The sequence below is a fragment of the Olleya sp. KJ81-1 genome (assembly GCF_055808135.1).
Genome location: NZ_CM147854.1, coordinates 766,535 through 783,993 on the forward strand (window position 1 = coordinate 766,535; position 17,459 = coordinate 783,993).

Here is a 17,459-nt window from a genome sequence, read left to right on the forward strand (position 1 = left end):
GGATAATCAAGAGGTTGTATCGCATGTTTTTTTATGGAGCAGGTTGTGGTACAGAAAATCCAAGACTAATGTTAAAAGTTATTCTGCAAGAGTTTTTTCCAAATGCAGATGTTTTAGTGGACGAGGATACTATGGCTGCAGTTTATGCAACCATTAATAATCCAACAGAAGCTGCTGTAGTTTGTATTTTAGGGACAGGATCTAATTGTAGTTATTTTGATGGTAATAAATTACACCAACGTGTTAAATCATTAGGATATAGTATTATGGATGATGCTTCAGGAAACTATTATGGTAAAGAGTTGTTACGCGACTATTACTACAATCATATGCCAGAAGATATCAGAATTGCATTTGCAGATAAGTTTAACCTTGAGGCAGATTACATTAAGTATAATCTATATAAACAACCCAATCCAAATGCCTATTTAGCGCAATTTGCTGAGTTTATGATTTTAAACAAAGATTCTAAATATATAGTAGAATTAATAAAATCAGGAATAAGACGTTTTGCTAAAAATATGATTTTGCAGTATAAGGAAGAATTAAAAACGGTACCTGTACATTTTGCTGGTTCTATAGCGTTTTTCTGTCAAAAAGAAATCAAAGCAGTCGCTGACGAGCTAAATTTTAAAGTTGGAAATTTTGAAAGAAGGCCAATTGAAGGTTTAGTTGCCTTTCATACCAATAATATTAAATAAATGGAGATAGCTATAATTGCACACGATGGTAAAAAAGCTGAAATGGTTCAGTTTTTAAACGAACATAAAAAGATATTACTTCAAAAAGAAATCTCTTTAATATCTACAGGAACTACTGGTAAAAAAGTTAAAAAAGCAGGTTTTGAAGTGTTAAGGATGTTATCTGGACCAATGGGTGGAGACGCACAAATAGCAGCTAGAGTAGCAGAGGGCAAATGCCATATGGTATTGTTTTTTAGAGATCCTCTTGAAAAACATCCACATGAGCCTGATGTATTAATGTTAATGCGTCTGTGTGATGTGCACGATGTACCTTTAGCTACAAACTTAGCAACTGCAGAGCTTTTAATTAAAGCTATTTAACAGCAATCATACTAATTTCTACATTAACAAACTTAGGTAAATTAGCAACTTCTACTGTCTCTCTTGCAGGAGCAGTTTCATCTTTAAAATAAGTACCATAAACTTCATTTATTTGTGCAAAGTTATGCATGTCACTTATAAATATTGACGTTTTTATAACGTGCTCAAAAGTCATGTCTGCAGCTTCCAATACTGCTTTCATATTTTCCATGACTTGTTTTGTTTCTGTTTTAATATCATCCATGACAAGCTCTCCTGTCTCAGGATGTAAAGCTATTTGTCCAGAAGTGTATAAGGTATTGCCACTTAAAACTGCTTGATTGTAAGGTCCAATTGGAGCAGGTGCTTTTGATGTTGTAATTATCTTTTTCATAAAAGTAAAGTGATGTATTAGCTTAAAGTTAGTTTATAAACCTTCATCAGGTTTACGACGTTGCTCGTATTTTAAATCTTGTAATATACTAGACTTGATTCCTATAAAGAAATTCCAACGGTTATAAGTACCAAAAGGAACCCAAGTAAAATTCATTCGCCAGCTTAAAAGATCTCTTTGAAAACGTAATTGTGTTAAACCAAATCCTTTGTTTTTAAAATCATAACTTGATGATCCTCCAATAGACCAACGTGGTGCAATATCTAAATCTCCAGAGAACATTAACGAGTGTGATGAAATTTCGTTTTGTCGTGTATTATTGGAGTAGTTTATGGCATAGGCTAATCTAAAATTCCAAGGAATTCCATAGTTGTAAAGTTCACTTGGTTCTTCCTCTTTATCTTCATCTTTATCATCATCTAAAAATCTAGAGTCCGCAAAATCCTGCGAGACACCAAATAAATCATCATCACGACCTCCACTTAATAAGCGTTCGTTTCTTGAATTTTCATTTTCATCTCTAGAAGCACTTAATCCTTTACTATCAAAAGAATAACCCATGGTTAGGTTAGCACTTGTCATTCTAAATAAACTTCCGTTATTGTCAATGTTATACGTATTGATTCTAACATTATTATTATCTAAGGCGTAAGGATCTAAAGTGGCACCAAAGTTTATATTCATTTTATTATTAAACAGTTGTGTACCTCCTGTAACTCTAATCGGACTCCAGTTTAAAGAGTCACCAGCAACGTTGTAAGAAGTTGAAAAGTTTAAGTTGTTAAGTAGTATTATCTTTTTAGGTTCGACTACTGTGGAGTCCTTATCGCGCACCTTAGCTTCAAAGTTATTTGAAACTCCAATTCCAATAGAACTAGAGTAGTTGTTGTTAGGTGTTCCAAAAAGATTATTTTCAAAACGTGTATATTCTGATTGTGTAGTACCATCAGCATCTATAACTTCTACTGTATCGTAATAATTATCAAATGCAGGATTAATGTTATAACTAATAGATGGTCTTATTACGTGTCTAATTGCTTGTAGCTTTTTACCTTGTTTTTTCTTATCAAAGTTAAACATACCATAAATTGTTGTTCCTAAACTCGTAGAAAAATTATAAGTTCTAAAGCTGTCAAAGCCATTAATATCTTCTGTTACAATTTCTTCTTCATCTGCATCATAATATTTGTTTACAGTGTTTAATGTCCAAACTTCGTTAAAGTTTGCACTTGCACTCATACTAAAATATTTAAATACTTTAAAGTTGGTTGATAGTGGAATCGAGTGTTGTGCACCTATTTTAGCATCATCAAACATTTCACTTTTAAAGAAAAATTCGTCTGTAGTGGTAATTCTATTTTCTGCTCTTAAATTGTACTGTACGTTTATATTTTGTAGCATTCCCTTTTTTGTACCTTCTTTAGGTGCAAACGGGAAAATACGACCAATACTACCTTGAAAAGTTGGTAAGGTCATGTTAATAGCTCCTGTTTGGGTGTTTTGAGAATGCGATGCAGTCAAGTTTATATTAACCTGAGGCTCACCCAGAAATGTTTTGGAATAAGCAATAGAAGACGCTAACGTATTATTTTGTGTACTAGGTAAGTTGATTTGGTTGATAGATTGTTGGTAGTAATTTTGACTACCTAAGTTAACGTTAGCCGAGAATCTAGCATTTGGATTAGCTTTTGCATCTTGTTGATGTGACCAACGTAAATTATATATAGTTGTTTTTGCATAATCCGGAAAACCACGCTCACTAGTAATTAAGTTTTCATATCTAAAAGCTAGGTTACCTCTAAATTTATAACGTCGTGCATATTTGTTTTCTACCCTTAAACCGTAACTACCATTGGTATAATAATCACCTAATAAAGCTAAATCAAAATAATCACTAATAGCAAAATAATACCCACCATTTTGTAAAAAGTACCCACGATTACCATCCTCTCCAAAACTAGGAAAAATAACTCCTGACGTTTGTTTTTTAGTTAAAGGAAAAAAGGCAAAAGGTAATCCTATAGGTGTAGGGACATCATATATAAATAAGTTAGTTAGTCCAGTAATAACTTTACTACCAGGCACTAATTTACCTGTTCTAATTAAAAAGTAGTATTCTGGATCTTCTAAATCTTCAGCAGTTGTAAATTTTGCATTTTTTAAATAATAAACCGAGTCATTTACTTTTTTAGTAGTTTCTGTTATTAATGTACCACCATTTTGTTCGGTAACAGAATTATATATTAACCCTTGTTTAGTAACCGTATTAAATACAATAGAATCTGGTTCTATTACATTTTCGCCTTGTTTAAATACAGGTCGCTGTTTGTATAATTTAGTAGAATCGTCAATAATACCTTTGGCATAAATTAAATCTTTATTAAAATCTAAAATAATATGACCAGCAGTAACTTCCATATCTTCATAAAGCACTTCAGCTTCGTTATAAAGATGCATTTTGGATTCCTTTTTCTTATAAGACATGTAATCCGTAGCTTTATAGGAAACAGTACTAGATAATAAAGGTTTGACTTTTATGGTATCTACAGTAGTGCTATCGCTAGATTTTTCTGACAGTAAAGGAATATCTTTGTCAGTTTTTGTAGTGTCAATTATTGTATTGACTTGTAATTCGGTTGTTTTTACTGCAGGTAAATCAACGCCCTTTTTAGGGATTTCTCCTTGCGCAAAGCCTAGAGTGTTAATAAACACTGTAAAACTCAAAGTAAAAAGTATGTTAAGACTATGTGTACGCAACGCTTTTAAATGTATTTTTGTAAAAGTATGGCTTGGTATTTGAATTGACAAAACTACATATATTTTTTTGTGAATGTTTTAATATTCGTTAAAATTTATAAATCATACTAAACGCAAAATAAATTGGTTATAACATCTATGCAAACGAACATTTTTAAACTTATAGTATCCTTTATAATAGTATTAACATTTAATAGCTTTCAAACTAGCCATGCACAAGGTAGTAATGGTAAGTTTATTGTAGTATTGGACGCTGGACATGGAGGAAAAGACCCAGGAAAACATGCTAAAACAGGTTTGAAAGAAAAAGATATTGCCTTAAATATTGTATTAAGTGTTGGAAAAATCTTAGAAAAAAATTCTGATATAAAAGTGGTGTATACCAGAAAAACGGATGTTTTTGTAGATTTATTTAAAAGAGGAAAGATAGCTAATGATGCCAATGCAGACCTTTTTGTATCCATACACTGTAATGCTCATAATACACAAGCTTCAGGATCCGAAACTTATGTTTTAGGAATACATCGTAATAAAACTAATTTTGAAGTTGCTAAAGCAGAAAACGAAGTAGTTTATTTAGAAGAAAATTATAAAGAAAACTATAATGGTTTTGATCCAAACTCACCAGAATCGTTTATTGGGTTATCATTAATGCAGGAAGAATATTTAGATCAAAGTATAAAATTAGCCTCTTTAATTCAAAGTTCTTTCACTAATAAATTGAAAAGAAAAAACAGAGGTGTAAAGCAAGCTGGATTTATAGTTTTACATCAAACGGTTATGCCAAGTGTATTGGTAGAGACTGGTTTTATTACTAATACAGCGGAAGGTGCTTATTTAAACTCGGCTAAAGGACAAAAAGATTTATCTAAATCTATATCTGATGCAATTTTGGATTATAAAACCGAAATTGATAAAAATGTAGGCAGTATTGTAATGGAAGCACCTATTGTGGACACTATTTCGACAGAGGAAAAAACAATTAAAAACACTGTTTTTAAAATTCAAATAGCAGCTAGCTCAAAATCTTTAGAGCCTAAAGCCTATAATTTTAAAGGATTACAAGATATTTCTAGAGAAAAATCAGGTGGTCTTTATAAATATTATTACGGTTATACTTCAGACTATAATAAGATTCAAAAACTACAAATAGAAGCTAAAAATAAAGGTTATAAGGACGCTTATATTGTTGCTTTTAAAGATGGTAAACAAATCAAACTTTCAGAAGCATTAAAAACCGAGTCTAATTAGACCCATTCTTTTATAATTATTTTCTAATTTTGTTACCAATCTAAATTTCATATCTTGAAACTATCACTAGAAGTTAAAACAGCCATATTAGTTATTCTTGGAATAATATTTTTCATTTTTGGATTTAGTTATCTAAAAGGGAATAATATATTTGATTCTAACAATACGTATTATACAGAGTTTGATTATAACTCATTAGCAGTATCTGCTCCAGTAACCATAAAAGGGAATACGGTAGGTAAGGTTAAAGAAATCAAATATGATTTTGAAACGGGTAAAACAAGAGTTGCTTTTTCTGTAGACAAACAATTACAGTTTTCTAAAAACAGTAAAATTAGCATGTACCAAACAGGTTTAATGGGTGGTAATGCCTTAGCAATAAAACCTGCAGAAGACAATCAAATGGCTAAAGATGGCGATTTAATCAAGTCAGACGTAGAGGAAGGTTTAGTAACTAGCCTTACCAGTGATTTCTCTCAATTAAGTACTAACCTTGACGGAACATTAAAAACGGTAGACACTTTAATGGGTAACCTTAATGGTCTTATCGCAGACAAATCTGAAAATGGATTACAAAACACGTTAGCCGAATTAAATGCTACCTTAAAATCTTACAAAGGATTAGCGTATTCGATTAACTCTGTAGTTAAAAAAAATGACGAAAACATAACTACAATGGTGGATAACTTTAATCAAACTAGTGGCAATCTAAACCAGATGAGCCAAAAGTTAAACCAAGTAGATATAGCAAAAACGGTTGAAGATTTGCAAGCAACCTTATCTAGTGTAAATACCATGATGGCAAACGTTAAAAACGGAGAAGGATCATTGGGTAAACTACTTAAAGACGATGGTTTATATACAAACCTAGAAGGCGCAGCTTTACAAATGGAGCAACTTTTAGAGGACATGAAACTAAACCCTAAACGTTACGTACACTTTTCATTATTTGGTAAAAAACCAAAACAATACGATGCAGAAGGAAATGAGCTTAAAGATTAATACAAAATAAAACTAACTAAACTAACCCTATGGAATACATACCTAACATAATTTTTGCAATAATACTTTTTGCAGGTATTGGCTACTTTGCAAACAATGTAAAAAAATTAGTCAGAAACATAAAACTAGGTAAAGACGTTGACGTATCAGACAACAAATCACAACGTTGGAAAAACATGGCATACATTGCTTTAGGACAAAGCAAAATGGTTAAACGTCCTATTTCTGGATTTTTACATGTTATAGTTTATGTAGGATTTGTAATAATAAACATCGAAGTTTTAGAAATTATAATTGATGGTTTATTTGGTACACACAGGATTGGTCATAGCTTACTTCCAGAAGCACTTTACGGTTTTTTAATAGGAAGTTTTGAGATATTGGCAGTACTAGTATTAGTAGCAGTTATCATTTTTTGGACGCGACGTAACGTTATTAAACTAAAACGTTTCATGAAGTCAGAGATGAAGGGTTGGCCTAAGTCTGATGGTAATATTATATTGTATTTTGAAGTCGTATTAATGTGTCTATTTTTAGTAATGAATGCAACAGATACAGTCTTTCAAGACTATAATTCAGGTAACGTAATCAGTCAATTTATAGCACCATTATTTAGTGGATTATCAGAAGCAGCATTGCATACCATAGAGCGTGCAGCATGGTGGATACATATTGTAGGTATATTAGTGTTTTTAAACTACTTATACTTTTCAAAGCATTTACATATCCTTTTAGCATTTCCAAACACGTATTATGGTAAGCTAACACCAAAAGGACAATTTAAAAATAATGCAACAGTAACTAAAGAGGTTAAGTTAATGATGGATCCAAACGTAGATCCATTTGCAGCACCTGCAGAAGGTACAGAAGCAGCAATGCCAGAAAAGTTTGGTGCAAGTGATGTACAAGATTTATCATGGGTAAACCTTTTAAATGCCTACACGTGTACAGAATGTGGACGTTGTACAAGTGAGTGTCCAGCAAACTTAACTGGTAAAAAGCTATCACCACGTAAAATAATGATGGATACCAGAGACCGTCTGGAAGAAGTAGGTAAAAATATAGATGCCAATAAAGGGACGTTTGTAGACGACGGTAAACAATTATTAGGCGACTATATTACAACCGAAGAACTTTGGGCTTGTACAAGTTGTAACGCCTGTGTAGAGGCTTGTCCAGTTAGTATTGATCCATTAAACATTATCATGGAAATGCGTCAATACTTAGTAATGGAGCAAAGTGCTGCACCAACCGAGTTAAATAACATGATGACCAATATAGAAAACAATGGTGCACCTTGGCCTTACAACCAAATGGACCGTTTAAACTGGAAAGACGAGTAGTATAATTTGGGCGTTACCACAAGGGTCGCGCTATCCATTATATCTTTTTTTGCCATATATGGCAGCAAAAAAAGGATGTCATTACTATCGCTAACGCAAACCAAAACATGAGTTTGATATTAAATATACCATCAAAAACAAGACTAATAATTGGCATTATAGCTACAATTTTAGGTGTGTTATCATTCTTAATTTTAGATAAATATAAGGTTGGTTTTTTAGGTGGATTAATATCAGGAATGCTTTTAGGGATAGGTGTAGGTTTATTAGTAACGCATAAAAAAATATAACGTATATAATTGAAGTATAAAGTTTTAATATTACTAATCAGTAGTTTTAGTTTAACACAACTAAACGCACAAGATTATAAAAAAGATTCACTTCAATTTAAAATTATAACACAAATAAAATACAAGTCTGGAGCAGTACAAGACATAAAACTTAAAAAAGTATTATGCGACTATTGTACAGACAAACAAACAAAACAATTAGGGTTACAAGCACTAAAGTTAGCAAGCTTAGAGCAAAACGATCCAAAAAATAAAAAGGAAAACGGAATTAAGATTTTATCCATTTATATAAGATTAGCTAAAACCGATTTTTCAGCAATTAAATAAAACAGATTATGAGCGAACAACTTATAGTGCCAACTATGGCAGAAATGATGAGCCAAGGTAAAACTCCTGATATTTTATTCTGGGTTGGATCAGCAGGAAGTTATGACGACAGAGCAAAAAAAATCACCAAAGCTTTTGTAAAAATATTAAACAAAGCAAAAGTAAATTTTGCAGTTTTAGGTACAGAAGAGAGCTCAACTGGTGATATAGCAAAACGTGCAGGAAACGAGTTTTTGTTTCAAATGCAAGCCATGATGAATATTGAGTTACTTAACTCATATAACGTAAAACGTATTGTAACCTGCGATCCGCATTCATTTAATTGTTTAAAAAACGAATATCCAGAATTAGGAGGTAATTACGAGGTGTTACACCACACACAATTTATCAAACAATTAATAGACAATAAAGTTATTCAAATAGAGAATAGCAACTTTAATGGTAAACGTATCACGTTTCATGATCCATGTTATTTAGGTCGTGCAAATTCAGAATATTTAGCACCAAGAGACGTGTTGTCTGTATTAAATGCAAATTTAATCGAGATGAAACGTAGCAAATCTACAGCATTATGTTGTGGCGCAGGAGGTGCGCAGATGTTTAAAGAACCAGAAAAAGGAGATAAAGATATTAATGAGTTAAGAACAGAAGATGCTTTAGAGACTAATCCAGATATAATTGCAACGGGTTGTCCTTACTGTATGACTATGATGTCTGATGGTGTAAAAGTCAAAGAAAAAGAAAGCACAATTAAGGTTATGGATATTGCCGAGCTAATTGCTAACGCACAAGACCTATAATGGATATCAAAAAATTTATACTTACAGGTTTAATCTCAGGATTGGTGTTTGCCCTATTAATGGCTGGATGGGATTACTATAAAGAGGTGCCTTTTTCGGTCTTAAAATTTATAATCCATTTTGTATTATTCGCTTTATTTAATGGCTACATGTCTTACAGAACAGAAAAAAAGAAATTAAATAAAAAGTAGCATTTAGTCGCTTTTTAATAGCAGTTTAATAATGACCAACGAGATATTTCTTTTAAACATATCAGGACCAGATAAACCAGGTTTAACCTCTAGTTTAACTAACGTTTTATCGCAATATGGTGCCAAAATTTTGGATATTGGTCAGGCTAATATACACGATACGTTGTCATTGGGTTTTATGTTTGAGATAGAATCTGGTAACAACTCCGCAGCAGTATTAAAAGATCTATTATTTAAAGCTTATGAGTTAGGTGTTAAAGCTAAATTTACACCAATATCTTTAGAGGATTACGAAAAATGGGTAGGACTACAAGGTAAAGATAGATACATCATTACCATTTTAGGAGAAAAACTAACAGCAGAACAAATATCTGAGGTGACTAAAGTTATTTCAGAAAAAAACCTAAATATAGATGCTATCAAGCGTTTAACTGGACGTACTTCATTAGTTAAAGAAGAAGAATATCCAAGAGCATCCATACAACTATCCATTAGAGGTAAAATTGAAAACAAAGCGGAGTTTACAGAAAAATTTATGCAAATTTCTCATGATTTAGATGTAGATATAGCGTTTCAAGAAGATAATATTTATAGACGTAACAGACGTTTGGTGTGTTTTGATATGGACTCAACATTAATACAAACCGAAGTTATTGATGAGCTTGCAGAGCTAGCAGGAGTAGGAGCAGAAGTAAAGGCAATTACAGAGTCTGCTATGCAAGGCGAAATTGATTTCAACGAAAGTTTTAAACAACGCATGCAATTATTAAAAGGGTTAAGTGAAGACGTTTTACATGACGTAGCAATCAACTTACCAATTACTAAAGGTGCAAGACGTTTAATAGATACTTTAAAAAAATACGGTTTTAAAACAGCAATTTTGTCTGGTGGTTTTACTTACTTTGGACACTATTTGCAAAAAGAATTAGGTATTGATTATGTATACGCTAATCAATTAGAAATAAAAGATGGTTTACTTACTGGTGGCTATCTTGGAGAGATTGTAGATGGTAATAAAAAAGCCGAATATTTACAAGATATAGCAAATAAAGAAGGCATAGATATCAGTCAAACCATTGCAGTTGGAGATGGAGCTAATGATTTGCCTATGCTAAATTTAGCAGGTTTAGGGATTGCATTTCATGCCAAACCAAAAGTGAAAAATAATGCACAAAGTGCTATTTCTAGTATAGGATTAGATGGTGTATTATATTTATTAGGATACCACGACAGACATATAGATTTAATAGAATAACTATAATTATAACATGTTAGTAGATTTTAGCACATTACCAGAAACATCAAGAGTATGGATTTATCAATCTAATCGCTCATTTTCGGATACCGAATTAGAAGAGATAAAAGCTAAGTTAGATATTTTTATCGAAAGTTGGACTGCTCATGGTAGCGACTTAAAAGCTAGCTATGATATTAGATATAAGCGTTTTATAATTTTAGCTTTAGACCAAGAGGTAAATAAAGCAACAGGTTGTAGTATTGATGCTTCTGTCACGTTTATTCAGCAATTAGAAAAAGAGTACAATGTAGACTTGTTAGACAAAATGAATGTGTCTTATAAGCAAGGTGAATTTGTGGCGCACAAAACATTAACCGATTTTAGAAAAATGGCTAAACAAAAAGCGGTATCTAAAAACACAATTGTATTTAATAACTTAGTTACTAACATTGAAGAATTAAACGAAAGTTGGGAAGTACCAGCTAGCGAAAGTTGGCACAACAGATTTTTAAATTAATCACTTACTTTTATTTCTTAAGGTATCTTATTTTTATAACTATTTTACTTACTTAAATTTGTTAATTATAGTTTGATTATTAGTTAATTAGTATTTAAATATTTTTTTAAAAATTAAGGTTAAAGTAACATATGTTACACAATTAGCAATTAATTATCACGTTATTTATGGGTAAATTTATATTAATTAGTTATGTCTAAAATCAAAGTTATTTTATTTGTTACCCTATTATTCTCAATACAATCTTTTGCTCAAGATTGGCATACTGATATAGATAAGGCAAAAAGTTTGGCTACTAAAAATAATCAAAATATAATATTAGTTTTTCAAGGTTCTGATTGGTGTGCGCCTTGTATTAAATTGGACAAGGAAATTTGGAGTACTTTACAGTTTCAAAATTTAGCTAAAAATCACTTTGTAATGCTCAAGGCAGATTTTCCTAAAAGAAAACAAAATAAATTACCTCTAGATTTACAAGAACATAATAATAAGCTTGCAGAAAAATACAACCCAAACGGTTATTTCCCTTTCATACTTGTATTAAACGCTAAAGGCAATGTGTTAGGTAGTTTAGGTTATGAAAAATCAACTCCTGAAGACTTTTACAAAAAACTAATAGCTTTTGAAAACTAACATTTTAATAGTCGTCTTATTATTTTGTGTTTTTGGTTTTAGCCAAGACACTTATAATAAGAAACTTAAATTAATGGGAAGTAGTTTTGATATTACAGTAGTAGCAGACTCCCAAAAGCAAGCAGACACTTTTATTAATATAGCAATTTCTGAAATTTCTAGAATAGAAAAATTAATATCGTCTTGGGACCCAAATTCACAAACGTCTTTAATTAATAAAAATTCAGGAATCAAAGCAGTAAAAGTTGATTTGGAGTTATTTAATTTAATAGATCGAGCTTTAAAAATCTCTAAATTAACCAATGGTGCTTTTGATATTAGTTACGCATCTATGGACCAAATATGGAAGTTTGATGGTACAATGACTGAAATGCCATCCAAAGAAGCTATCAAAAAATCAGTAGATAAGGTTGGTTATCAAAATATAATATTAGATAAAGATCAACAAACAGTTTTTTTAAAATTAGAAGGCATGAAAATTGGTTTTGGAGCTATAGGTAAAGGTTATGCTGCAGACAAAGCAAAAGCATTGCTAATATCAAAAGGTGTAATCTCTGGAATTATTAATGCTTCTGGTGATTTAAATACTTGGGGAAAACAACCTAATGGAGATGATTGGAAAGTTGCCATAATAAATCCACTAAATAAAGAAAAAATTTTCTCGTGGTTACCAGTTAATAATAGCGCAGTTGTCACTTCTGGTAATTATGAAAAATATGTAAAATTTAATAACATCTTATACACGCACATTATAGATCCAAGAACAGGGTATCCTGCAACAGGAATTTTAAGTGTTACTATTTTTACTAAAACAGCAGAATTGGCAGATGCATTAGCGACTTCAATATTTGTTATGGGAAAAGACACAGGTTTAGATTTTGTAAATCAATTAAAAGGAGTAGAGTGCATTATTATTGATGAAAACAATACCATTATTACCTCTAAAAACATAGCATTAAATAACTTAAAACATGATTAAAAAAGCAATTATTTTAGTTACTCTTATTTTTTCGTTTAGCTCGTGTGTAGTAGTAAAAGAATATGAGAAAGTAAATTTAAGTGATCCAGATATGTCATTAACACAAAAAAAATTGATCGTTTTGAAACAGCCTTTCAAGTCTATCGTGAAGGTGCTTCAGGTGCTAATGGAGGTAAGTCAGGTGGTGGATGTGGTTGTAATTAATAAGCAAAAAATGAAAAATAATATAATAATTATAATGTTTTTGTGCTTTGGAAGTGCATGGTCTCAACAAGATTCTACATTAGTTTACAAAAAACGTGTTTTAGAAACAACTGAGGTTGATTTTTTATCAAGTTATTACAGTCAAGACGGTAATAATGCCTCAGTTACAGGTGGTATAGGTACTGAAGAATTGACAGATGCAACAGCAACCATAGTCGTTAGTATACCTCTAAATGAAGATGACGTTTTAACTATAGATGCAGGAATTTCAGCATATACTTCAGCATCTTCAAGTAATACAGATCCCTTTGACGATTCAGATGGTGCAACACCATGGTCAACTTCGTCAGGTGCCTCAGCTAGTGATGTTTGGGCAAATATTAATGCAGATTACTCTCATAGTTCTGACGATAGAAATACTATTTGGAATGCCGATCTATCTTTGGCTTCTGAGTATGATTACTTTTCATTAGGTTTTGGTGGTGGATTGACTAAACTTTTTAATGAAAAAAATACGACAATAGGTGTAAGTGCTAAAGTGTATTTAGATACATGGAATCCTGTTTACCCAATAGAGTTAAGATCTTTTGAAGATAATAATGGAAATCTAACACAGGGTTTATTTAGTAATTTAAATATAATTGATCAAAACGGAAACACATCATTAGCGTATAATCCAGTTAATTATAAATCCATTCAGGATAAGGGTAGAAACACCTATTCTTTATCATTAAGTTTTTCTCAAATCCTTAGTAAAAACGCACAATTTTCTGTCTTTTTGGATCTTGTTAATCAACAAGGCTGGTTAGCAAATCCACTACAACGTGTATATTTTTCAGATGTAGACAATTATTACGTAGGTAATGCAGCTAGTATTCCTAATTACACATCATCAGGTAATACTGATGTATTTCAATTAGCAGATGATATAGAGCGGTTACCAGACAGTAGAATAAAAATTCCTGTAGGATTTCGCTTTAATTATTATTTAAATGAAGTTTTTACCGTTAGAACTTATTATAGATATTATTTTGATGATTGGGGAATTAAATCAAATACAGCTAGTATAGAAGTCCCAATAAAGATTTCGCAAAAATTTACATTATATCCATCGTTTAGATATTATGATCAAACCGAAGCAGACTACTTTGCACCTTATGAGCAAAACCTATCTACAGAACAGTTTTACACATCAGATTATGATTTATCTAAATTTAGTGCCAACCAGTATGGTTTTGGTATAAGTTATACAGATATTTTTAGTTCTGCACATATCTGGGAATTAGGATTAAAAAGTATAGATTTTAAGTACAATAATTATCAACGTAATACAGGACTAAGTGCTAATTATTTTGGATTAGGTTTTAAATTTGTTATGGATTAGGTTTTAAATTTGTTATGGATTAACGGTTTGTAATTAGGTAATAAATCTATCTTAAAGTCTTTTAATAATAGGGATAAATATACTAATTTGGCATAGTTTTTAGTTGTACATTAAAGTGTAACTATAATAGTCAATTTCAGTATATGCAATATTTAAAATCCCTCGTCTTATTTTTATGTTTTACTTGTGTCATGGTTGCACAAGATACGCCTAACCCTCTATTAGATAAAAACCCTGTAGCCCAACAACAATGGGTTGACAGCTTGTATAACAACATGTCTTTAGAAGAAAAAATAGGACAATTATATATGGTTCAGGTGTTTTCTAGTCAATCAGAACAAGAAAATACTAATGTTGTAAATTTAATTAGAGACAACAAAATTGGAGGATTAATTTACTCAAAAGGAGGTCCTGTTAGACAAGCAAAACTTAATAATGAGTTGCAAGCTGCTGCTAAAATTCCATTGTTAATTGGTATGGATGCAGAATGGGGTTTGAGCATGCGATTAGATTCTACTTATGCTTTTCCTTGGAATATGACGCTTGGTGCTGTTAAAAACAATCAGTTAATAGAGCAAACAGGACGTCAGTTAGGTGAACATTGTAAGCGTATTGGTGTACATTTTAATTTTGCTCCTGTTGTAGATATTAACACTAATCCAAATAATCCTATTATTGGTAACAGATCTTTTGGAGAAGATAGAGATAACGTTACAGATAAGGCATTAGCCTTTATGAAAGGAATGCAGAGTACTGGTGTTTTAGCAAACGCAAAGCATTTTCCTGGTCATGGAGATACGGAAGCAGACTCGCATAAAACATTACCAACAGTTAGTTTTGACGAAAAACGTATTGATTCGGTTGAGTTATATCCTTATAAAAAGCTAATAAAAGAAGGTTTGTCTAGTGTTATGGTAGCTCATCTTAATATACCAAGTCTAGAATCTAGAGATGGATACCCTTCGACGTTATCAGAAAATATAGTGACGTCTATTTTAAAAGAGCGTTTAGGTTTTAAAGGCTTAATTTTTACAGATGCATTAACCATGAAAGGAGCTTCTAATTTTAGTGCTCCTGGAGATATCGATTTGGCAGCTTTTAAAGCTGGTAATGACGTTATGCTTATGTCTGGAGATGTTCCTACTGCCATAAATAAATTTATTGAGGCTTATAATGCAAATGAAATTACAGAAGCGCGATTAGCACATTCTGTTAAAAAGATATTAATGGCTAAATACAAAGTAGGGTTAAATGACTACAAGCCAATTGGAACGTATAATTTAGTTTCTGATTTAAATAGAATTAAAGATGATGCGTTGTATGAAATGTTAATGGAAAATGCAATTACCATAGCAAGAGATACAACTAATCAGTTACCTTTTAGAAATCTTGAAACTAAAAAAATCGCTTATGTTAACTTAGGTGATGATTCTGGAAGTACGTTTTATCAAGAGTTGAAAAAATACACTAAAGTTCATGAAATTGCTGCAGATAATTTAGATGAGCTTATTACAAAGCTTCAATCTTATAATACCGTTATCGTTGGTTTTCATAAGTCAAATGACAGTCCATGGAAAGATTATAAATTTACAAATAAAGAGTTAGTTTGGTTGCAAGAAATAGCTAGAACTAATAATGTTGTTCTAGATATATTTGCTAAGCCATACGCCTTATTAGATTTAAGTACAGTAACAAATATAGAAAGCGTTATTGTGAGTTATCAAAATAGTAAAATAGCTCAAGAAAAATCGGCTCAATTAATATTTGGAGCTATTCCTGCAAAAGGAACTTTACCAGTTTCTGCAGGTGAGTTTTTTAACGTTGGTGATGGTAAGCAAGCCAATTCTTTAGAGCGTTTGGGTTATTCAATACCAGAGCGAGTTGGCATGTCTAGCTATGCACTTAAAAAAATTGACTCGATTGCCAACTATGCTGTCAATGGTAAAATAACACCAGGAATACAATTAGTTATTGCTAGAAAAGGTAAAGTAATTTATAATAAAACCTTTGGTAAACATACTTATGAAGGTTCGACTAAAGTAGAATCTGATGATATTTATGACATCGCGTCTTTAACTAAAATTGTAGCTACATTACCTTTATTAATGGAGTTAGAAGAGCAAGGTATTGTGTCTTTAGATACTAAACTTTCAGAGATTATACCGTCTTATAAAAATTCAAATAAAAAAAATGTGACTTTAAAAAAGATGTTGTCACATTATGCCCAATTAAAACCATGGATTCCTTTTTATTACAAAACTTTAGATCCAGAAACCAGCAAACCTTCGGCTAAATATTATAGAAAAACTAGAAGTAAGGGATTTACAGTAAAAATTGCTCCAGAGCTTTACATGAGAGATGACTATAAAGATTCCATTAATACTATTATTAAAGATACAGAGCTATTATCACGATTAAAATATCGCTATAGTGATTTGCCTTATTATATTTTAAAGCAATATATAGAATCTCATTATAGTAAACGTTTAGATGAGTTAACTGCGGATCATTTTTATAAATCATTAGGTGCTAATAATACAATGTACAATCCTTACGATAAAATTAGTGATACTAAAATTGTACCTTCAGAGAATGATGATTATTACCGTTACCAAACTGTACAAGGTTACGTGCACGATATGGGAGCAGCAATGCAAGATGGTGTTGGTGGTCATGCAGGCGTATTTAGTAATGCTAATGATATTGCTAAGATTATGCAGTTGTACTTACAAAAAGGTTTTTATGGTGGTAAACGTTACTTTAAAAATGAAACCTTAGATAAATTTAATACCTGTTATTATTGCGAAAGTAACAACAGACGAGGTATTGGATTTGATAAGCCACAATTAGGAGATGCTGGACCAACTTGCGGTTGTGTAAGTATGACTAGTTTTGGTCATTCAGGATTTACAGGGACTTATGCTTGGGCAGATCCGGAACAAGAAATTGTGTATGTATTTATGGCTAATAGGACTTATCCAACGTCTAAAGGACCAAATACATTATTAAGAGAAGATATTAGAACCAATATTCAGGCAGCAATTTACGAAGCTATTATAGATTAAATTGTAAAGTTATTTGAATTATATAGACCAAGTTATAAAACT

The 17,459-nt window shown here is 31.5% G+C and carries 17 protein-coding genes and 1 pseudogene; 16 read left to right on the plus strand and 2 right to left on the minus strand.

What is annotated here, in order from left to right:
- Nucleotides 1-23: 23 nt before the first annotated feature.
- A complete protein-coding gene (locus AC0L3M_RS03555; RefSeq protein WP_473431858.1) occupies nt 24-701 on the plus strand; it encodes an N-acetylglucosamine kinase in 678 nt (225 codons plus the stop codon).
- Nucleotides 702-1,064 (plus strand): methylglyoxal synthase, encoded by a 363-nt coding sequence (locus AC0L3M_RS03560; protein ID WP_145001618.1) that lies wholly within the window; start codon nt 702-704, stop codon nt 1,062-1,064.
- Here the strand turns inward: AC0L3M_RS03560 and AC0L3M_RS03565 are convergent.
- Together AC0L3M_RS03565 and AC0L3M_RS03570 are read right to left on the minus strand one after the other, a co-directional pair.
- Nucleotides 1,057-1,437 (minus strand): RidA family protein, encoded by a 381-nt coding sequence (locus tag AC0L3M_RS03565; protein ID WP_145001619.1) that lies wholly within the window; start codon nt 1,435-1,437, stop codon nt 1,057-1,059. The two genes, AC0L3M_RS03560 and AC0L3M_RS03565, sit on opposite strands and share 8 nt — an antisense overlap.
- 33 nt (nt 1,438-1,470) lie before the next feature.
- On the minus strand, nt 1,471-4,245 hold the full coding sequence (locus tag AC0L3M_RS03570; protein ID WP_473431859.1) for a putative LPS assembly protein LptD: 2,775 nt from the start codon (nt 4,243-4,245) through the stop codon (nt 1,471-1,473).
- Between the two features lie 87 nt (nt 4,246-4,332).
- Between AC0L3M_RS03570 and AC0L3M_RS03575 the strand changes: the two genes are divergently transcribed.
- The 14 genes and pseudogenes from AC0L3M_RS03575 to AC0L3M_RS03640 all read left to right on the plus strand — a co-directional run bounded on the left by AC0L3M_RS03575 (nt 4,333) and on the right by AC0L3M_RS03640 (nt 17,417).
- A complete protein-coding gene (locus AC0L3M_RS03575) occupies nt 4,333-5,445 on the plus strand; it encodes an N-acetylmuramoyl-L-alanine amidase family protein (RefSeq protein ID WP_473431860.1) in 1,113 nt (370 codons plus the stop codon).
- 54 nt (nt 5,446-5,499) lie between these two features.
- Nucleotides 5,500-6,447, plus strand: a complete 948-nt coding sequence (locus AC0L3M_RS03580) for an MlaD family protein (protein ID WP_473431861.1) — start codon at nt 5,500-5,502, stop codon at nt 6,445-6,447.
- A 29-nt stretch (nt 6,448-6,476) separates the two neighbouring features.
- A complete protein-coding gene (locus AC0L3M_RS03585; RefSeq protein ID WP_341586486.1) occupies nt 6,477-7,790 on the plus strand; it encodes a (Fe-S)-binding protein in 1,314 nt (437 codons plus the stop codon).
- Between the two features lie 107 nt (nt 7,791-7,897).
- Complete coding sequence (locus tag AC0L3M_RS03590) at nt 7,898-8,080, plus strand: hypothetical protein (RefSeq protein WP_473431862.1); 183 nt, start codon at nt 7,898-7,900, stop codon at nt 8,078-8,080.
- Between the two features lie 9 nt (nt 8,081-8,089).
- Nucleotides 8,090-8,407, plus strand: a complete 318-nt coding sequence (locus AC0L3M_RS03595) for a hypothetical protein (RefSeq protein ID WP_292945691.1) — start codon at nt 8,090-8,092, stop codon at nt 8,405-8,407.
- Nucleotides 8,408-8,415: 8 nt separating this feature from the next.
- Nucleotides 8,416-9,207: a (Fe-S)-binding protein gene (locus AC0L3M_RS03600; protein WP_473431863.1), complete on the plus strand. Its 792-nt coding sequence runs from the start codon at nt 8,416-8,418 to the stop codon at nt 9,205-9,207.
- Nucleotides 9,207-9,398 (plus strand): hypothetical protein, encoded by a 192-nt coding sequence (locus AC0L3M_RS03605; RefSeq protein WP_292945685.1) that lies wholly within the window; start codon nt 9,207-9,209, stop codon nt 9,396-9,398. The genes AC0L3M_RS03600 and AC0L3M_RS03605 overlap by 1 nt, the downstream gene beginning before the upstream one ends.
- A gap of 31 nt (nt 9,399-9,429) precedes the next feature.
- Nucleotides 9,430-10,653, plus strand: coding sequence for a phosphoserine phosphatase SerB (gene serB / locus AC0L3M_RS03610; RefSeq protein WP_473431864.1), 1,224 nt, complete (start codon nt 9,430-9,432; stop codon nt 10,651-10,653).
- A gap of 13 nt (nt 10,654-10,666) precedes the next feature.
- On the plus strand, nt 10,667-11,152 hold the full coding sequence (locus AC0L3M_RS03615) for an ABC transporter ATPase (protein WP_473431865.1): 486 nt from the start codon (nt 10,667-10,669) through the stop codon (nt 11,150-11,152).
- Between the two features lie 192 nt (nt 11,153-11,344).
- Nucleotides 11,345-11,785: a thioredoxin family protein gene (locus tag AC0L3M_RS03620; protein WP_473431866.1), complete on the plus strand. Its 441-nt coding sequence runs from the start codon at nt 11,345-11,347 to the stop codon at nt 11,783-11,785.
- Entirely contained in the window at nt 11,775-12,764 is a 990-nt protein-coding gene (locus tag AC0L3M_RS03625) for an FAD:protein FMN transferase (RefSeq protein ID WP_473431867.1), read from the plus strand. Before AC0L3M_RS03620 ends, AC0L3M_RS03625 begins: the two co-directional genes overlap by 11 nt.
- A pseudogene (locus tag AC0L3M_RS03630) lies at nt 12,757-12,968 on the plus strand (DUF4266 domain-containing protein). Before AC0L3M_RS03625 ends, AC0L3M_RS03630 begins: the two are co-directional and overlap by 8 nt.
- Nucleotides 12,969-12,978: 10 nt before the next feature.
- The gene (locus AC0L3M_RS03635; protein WP_473431868.1) at nt 12,979-14,352 is read left to right on the plus strand and encodes a DUF3570 domain-containing protein; all 1,374 of its coding nucleotides are present in this window, start codon (nt 12,979-12,981) and stop codon (nt 14,350-14,352) included.
- Nucleotides 14,353-14,543: 191 nt separating this feature from the next.
- The gene (locus tag AC0L3M_RS03640; protein ID WP_473431869.1) at nt 14,544-17,417 is read left to right on the plus strand and encodes a glycoside hydrolase family 3 N-terminal domain-containing protein; all 2,874 of its coding nucleotides are present in this window, start codon (nt 14,544-14,546) and stop codon (nt 17,415-17,417) included.
- The last annotated feature ends 42 nt before the right edge of the window (nt 17,418-17,459 follow it).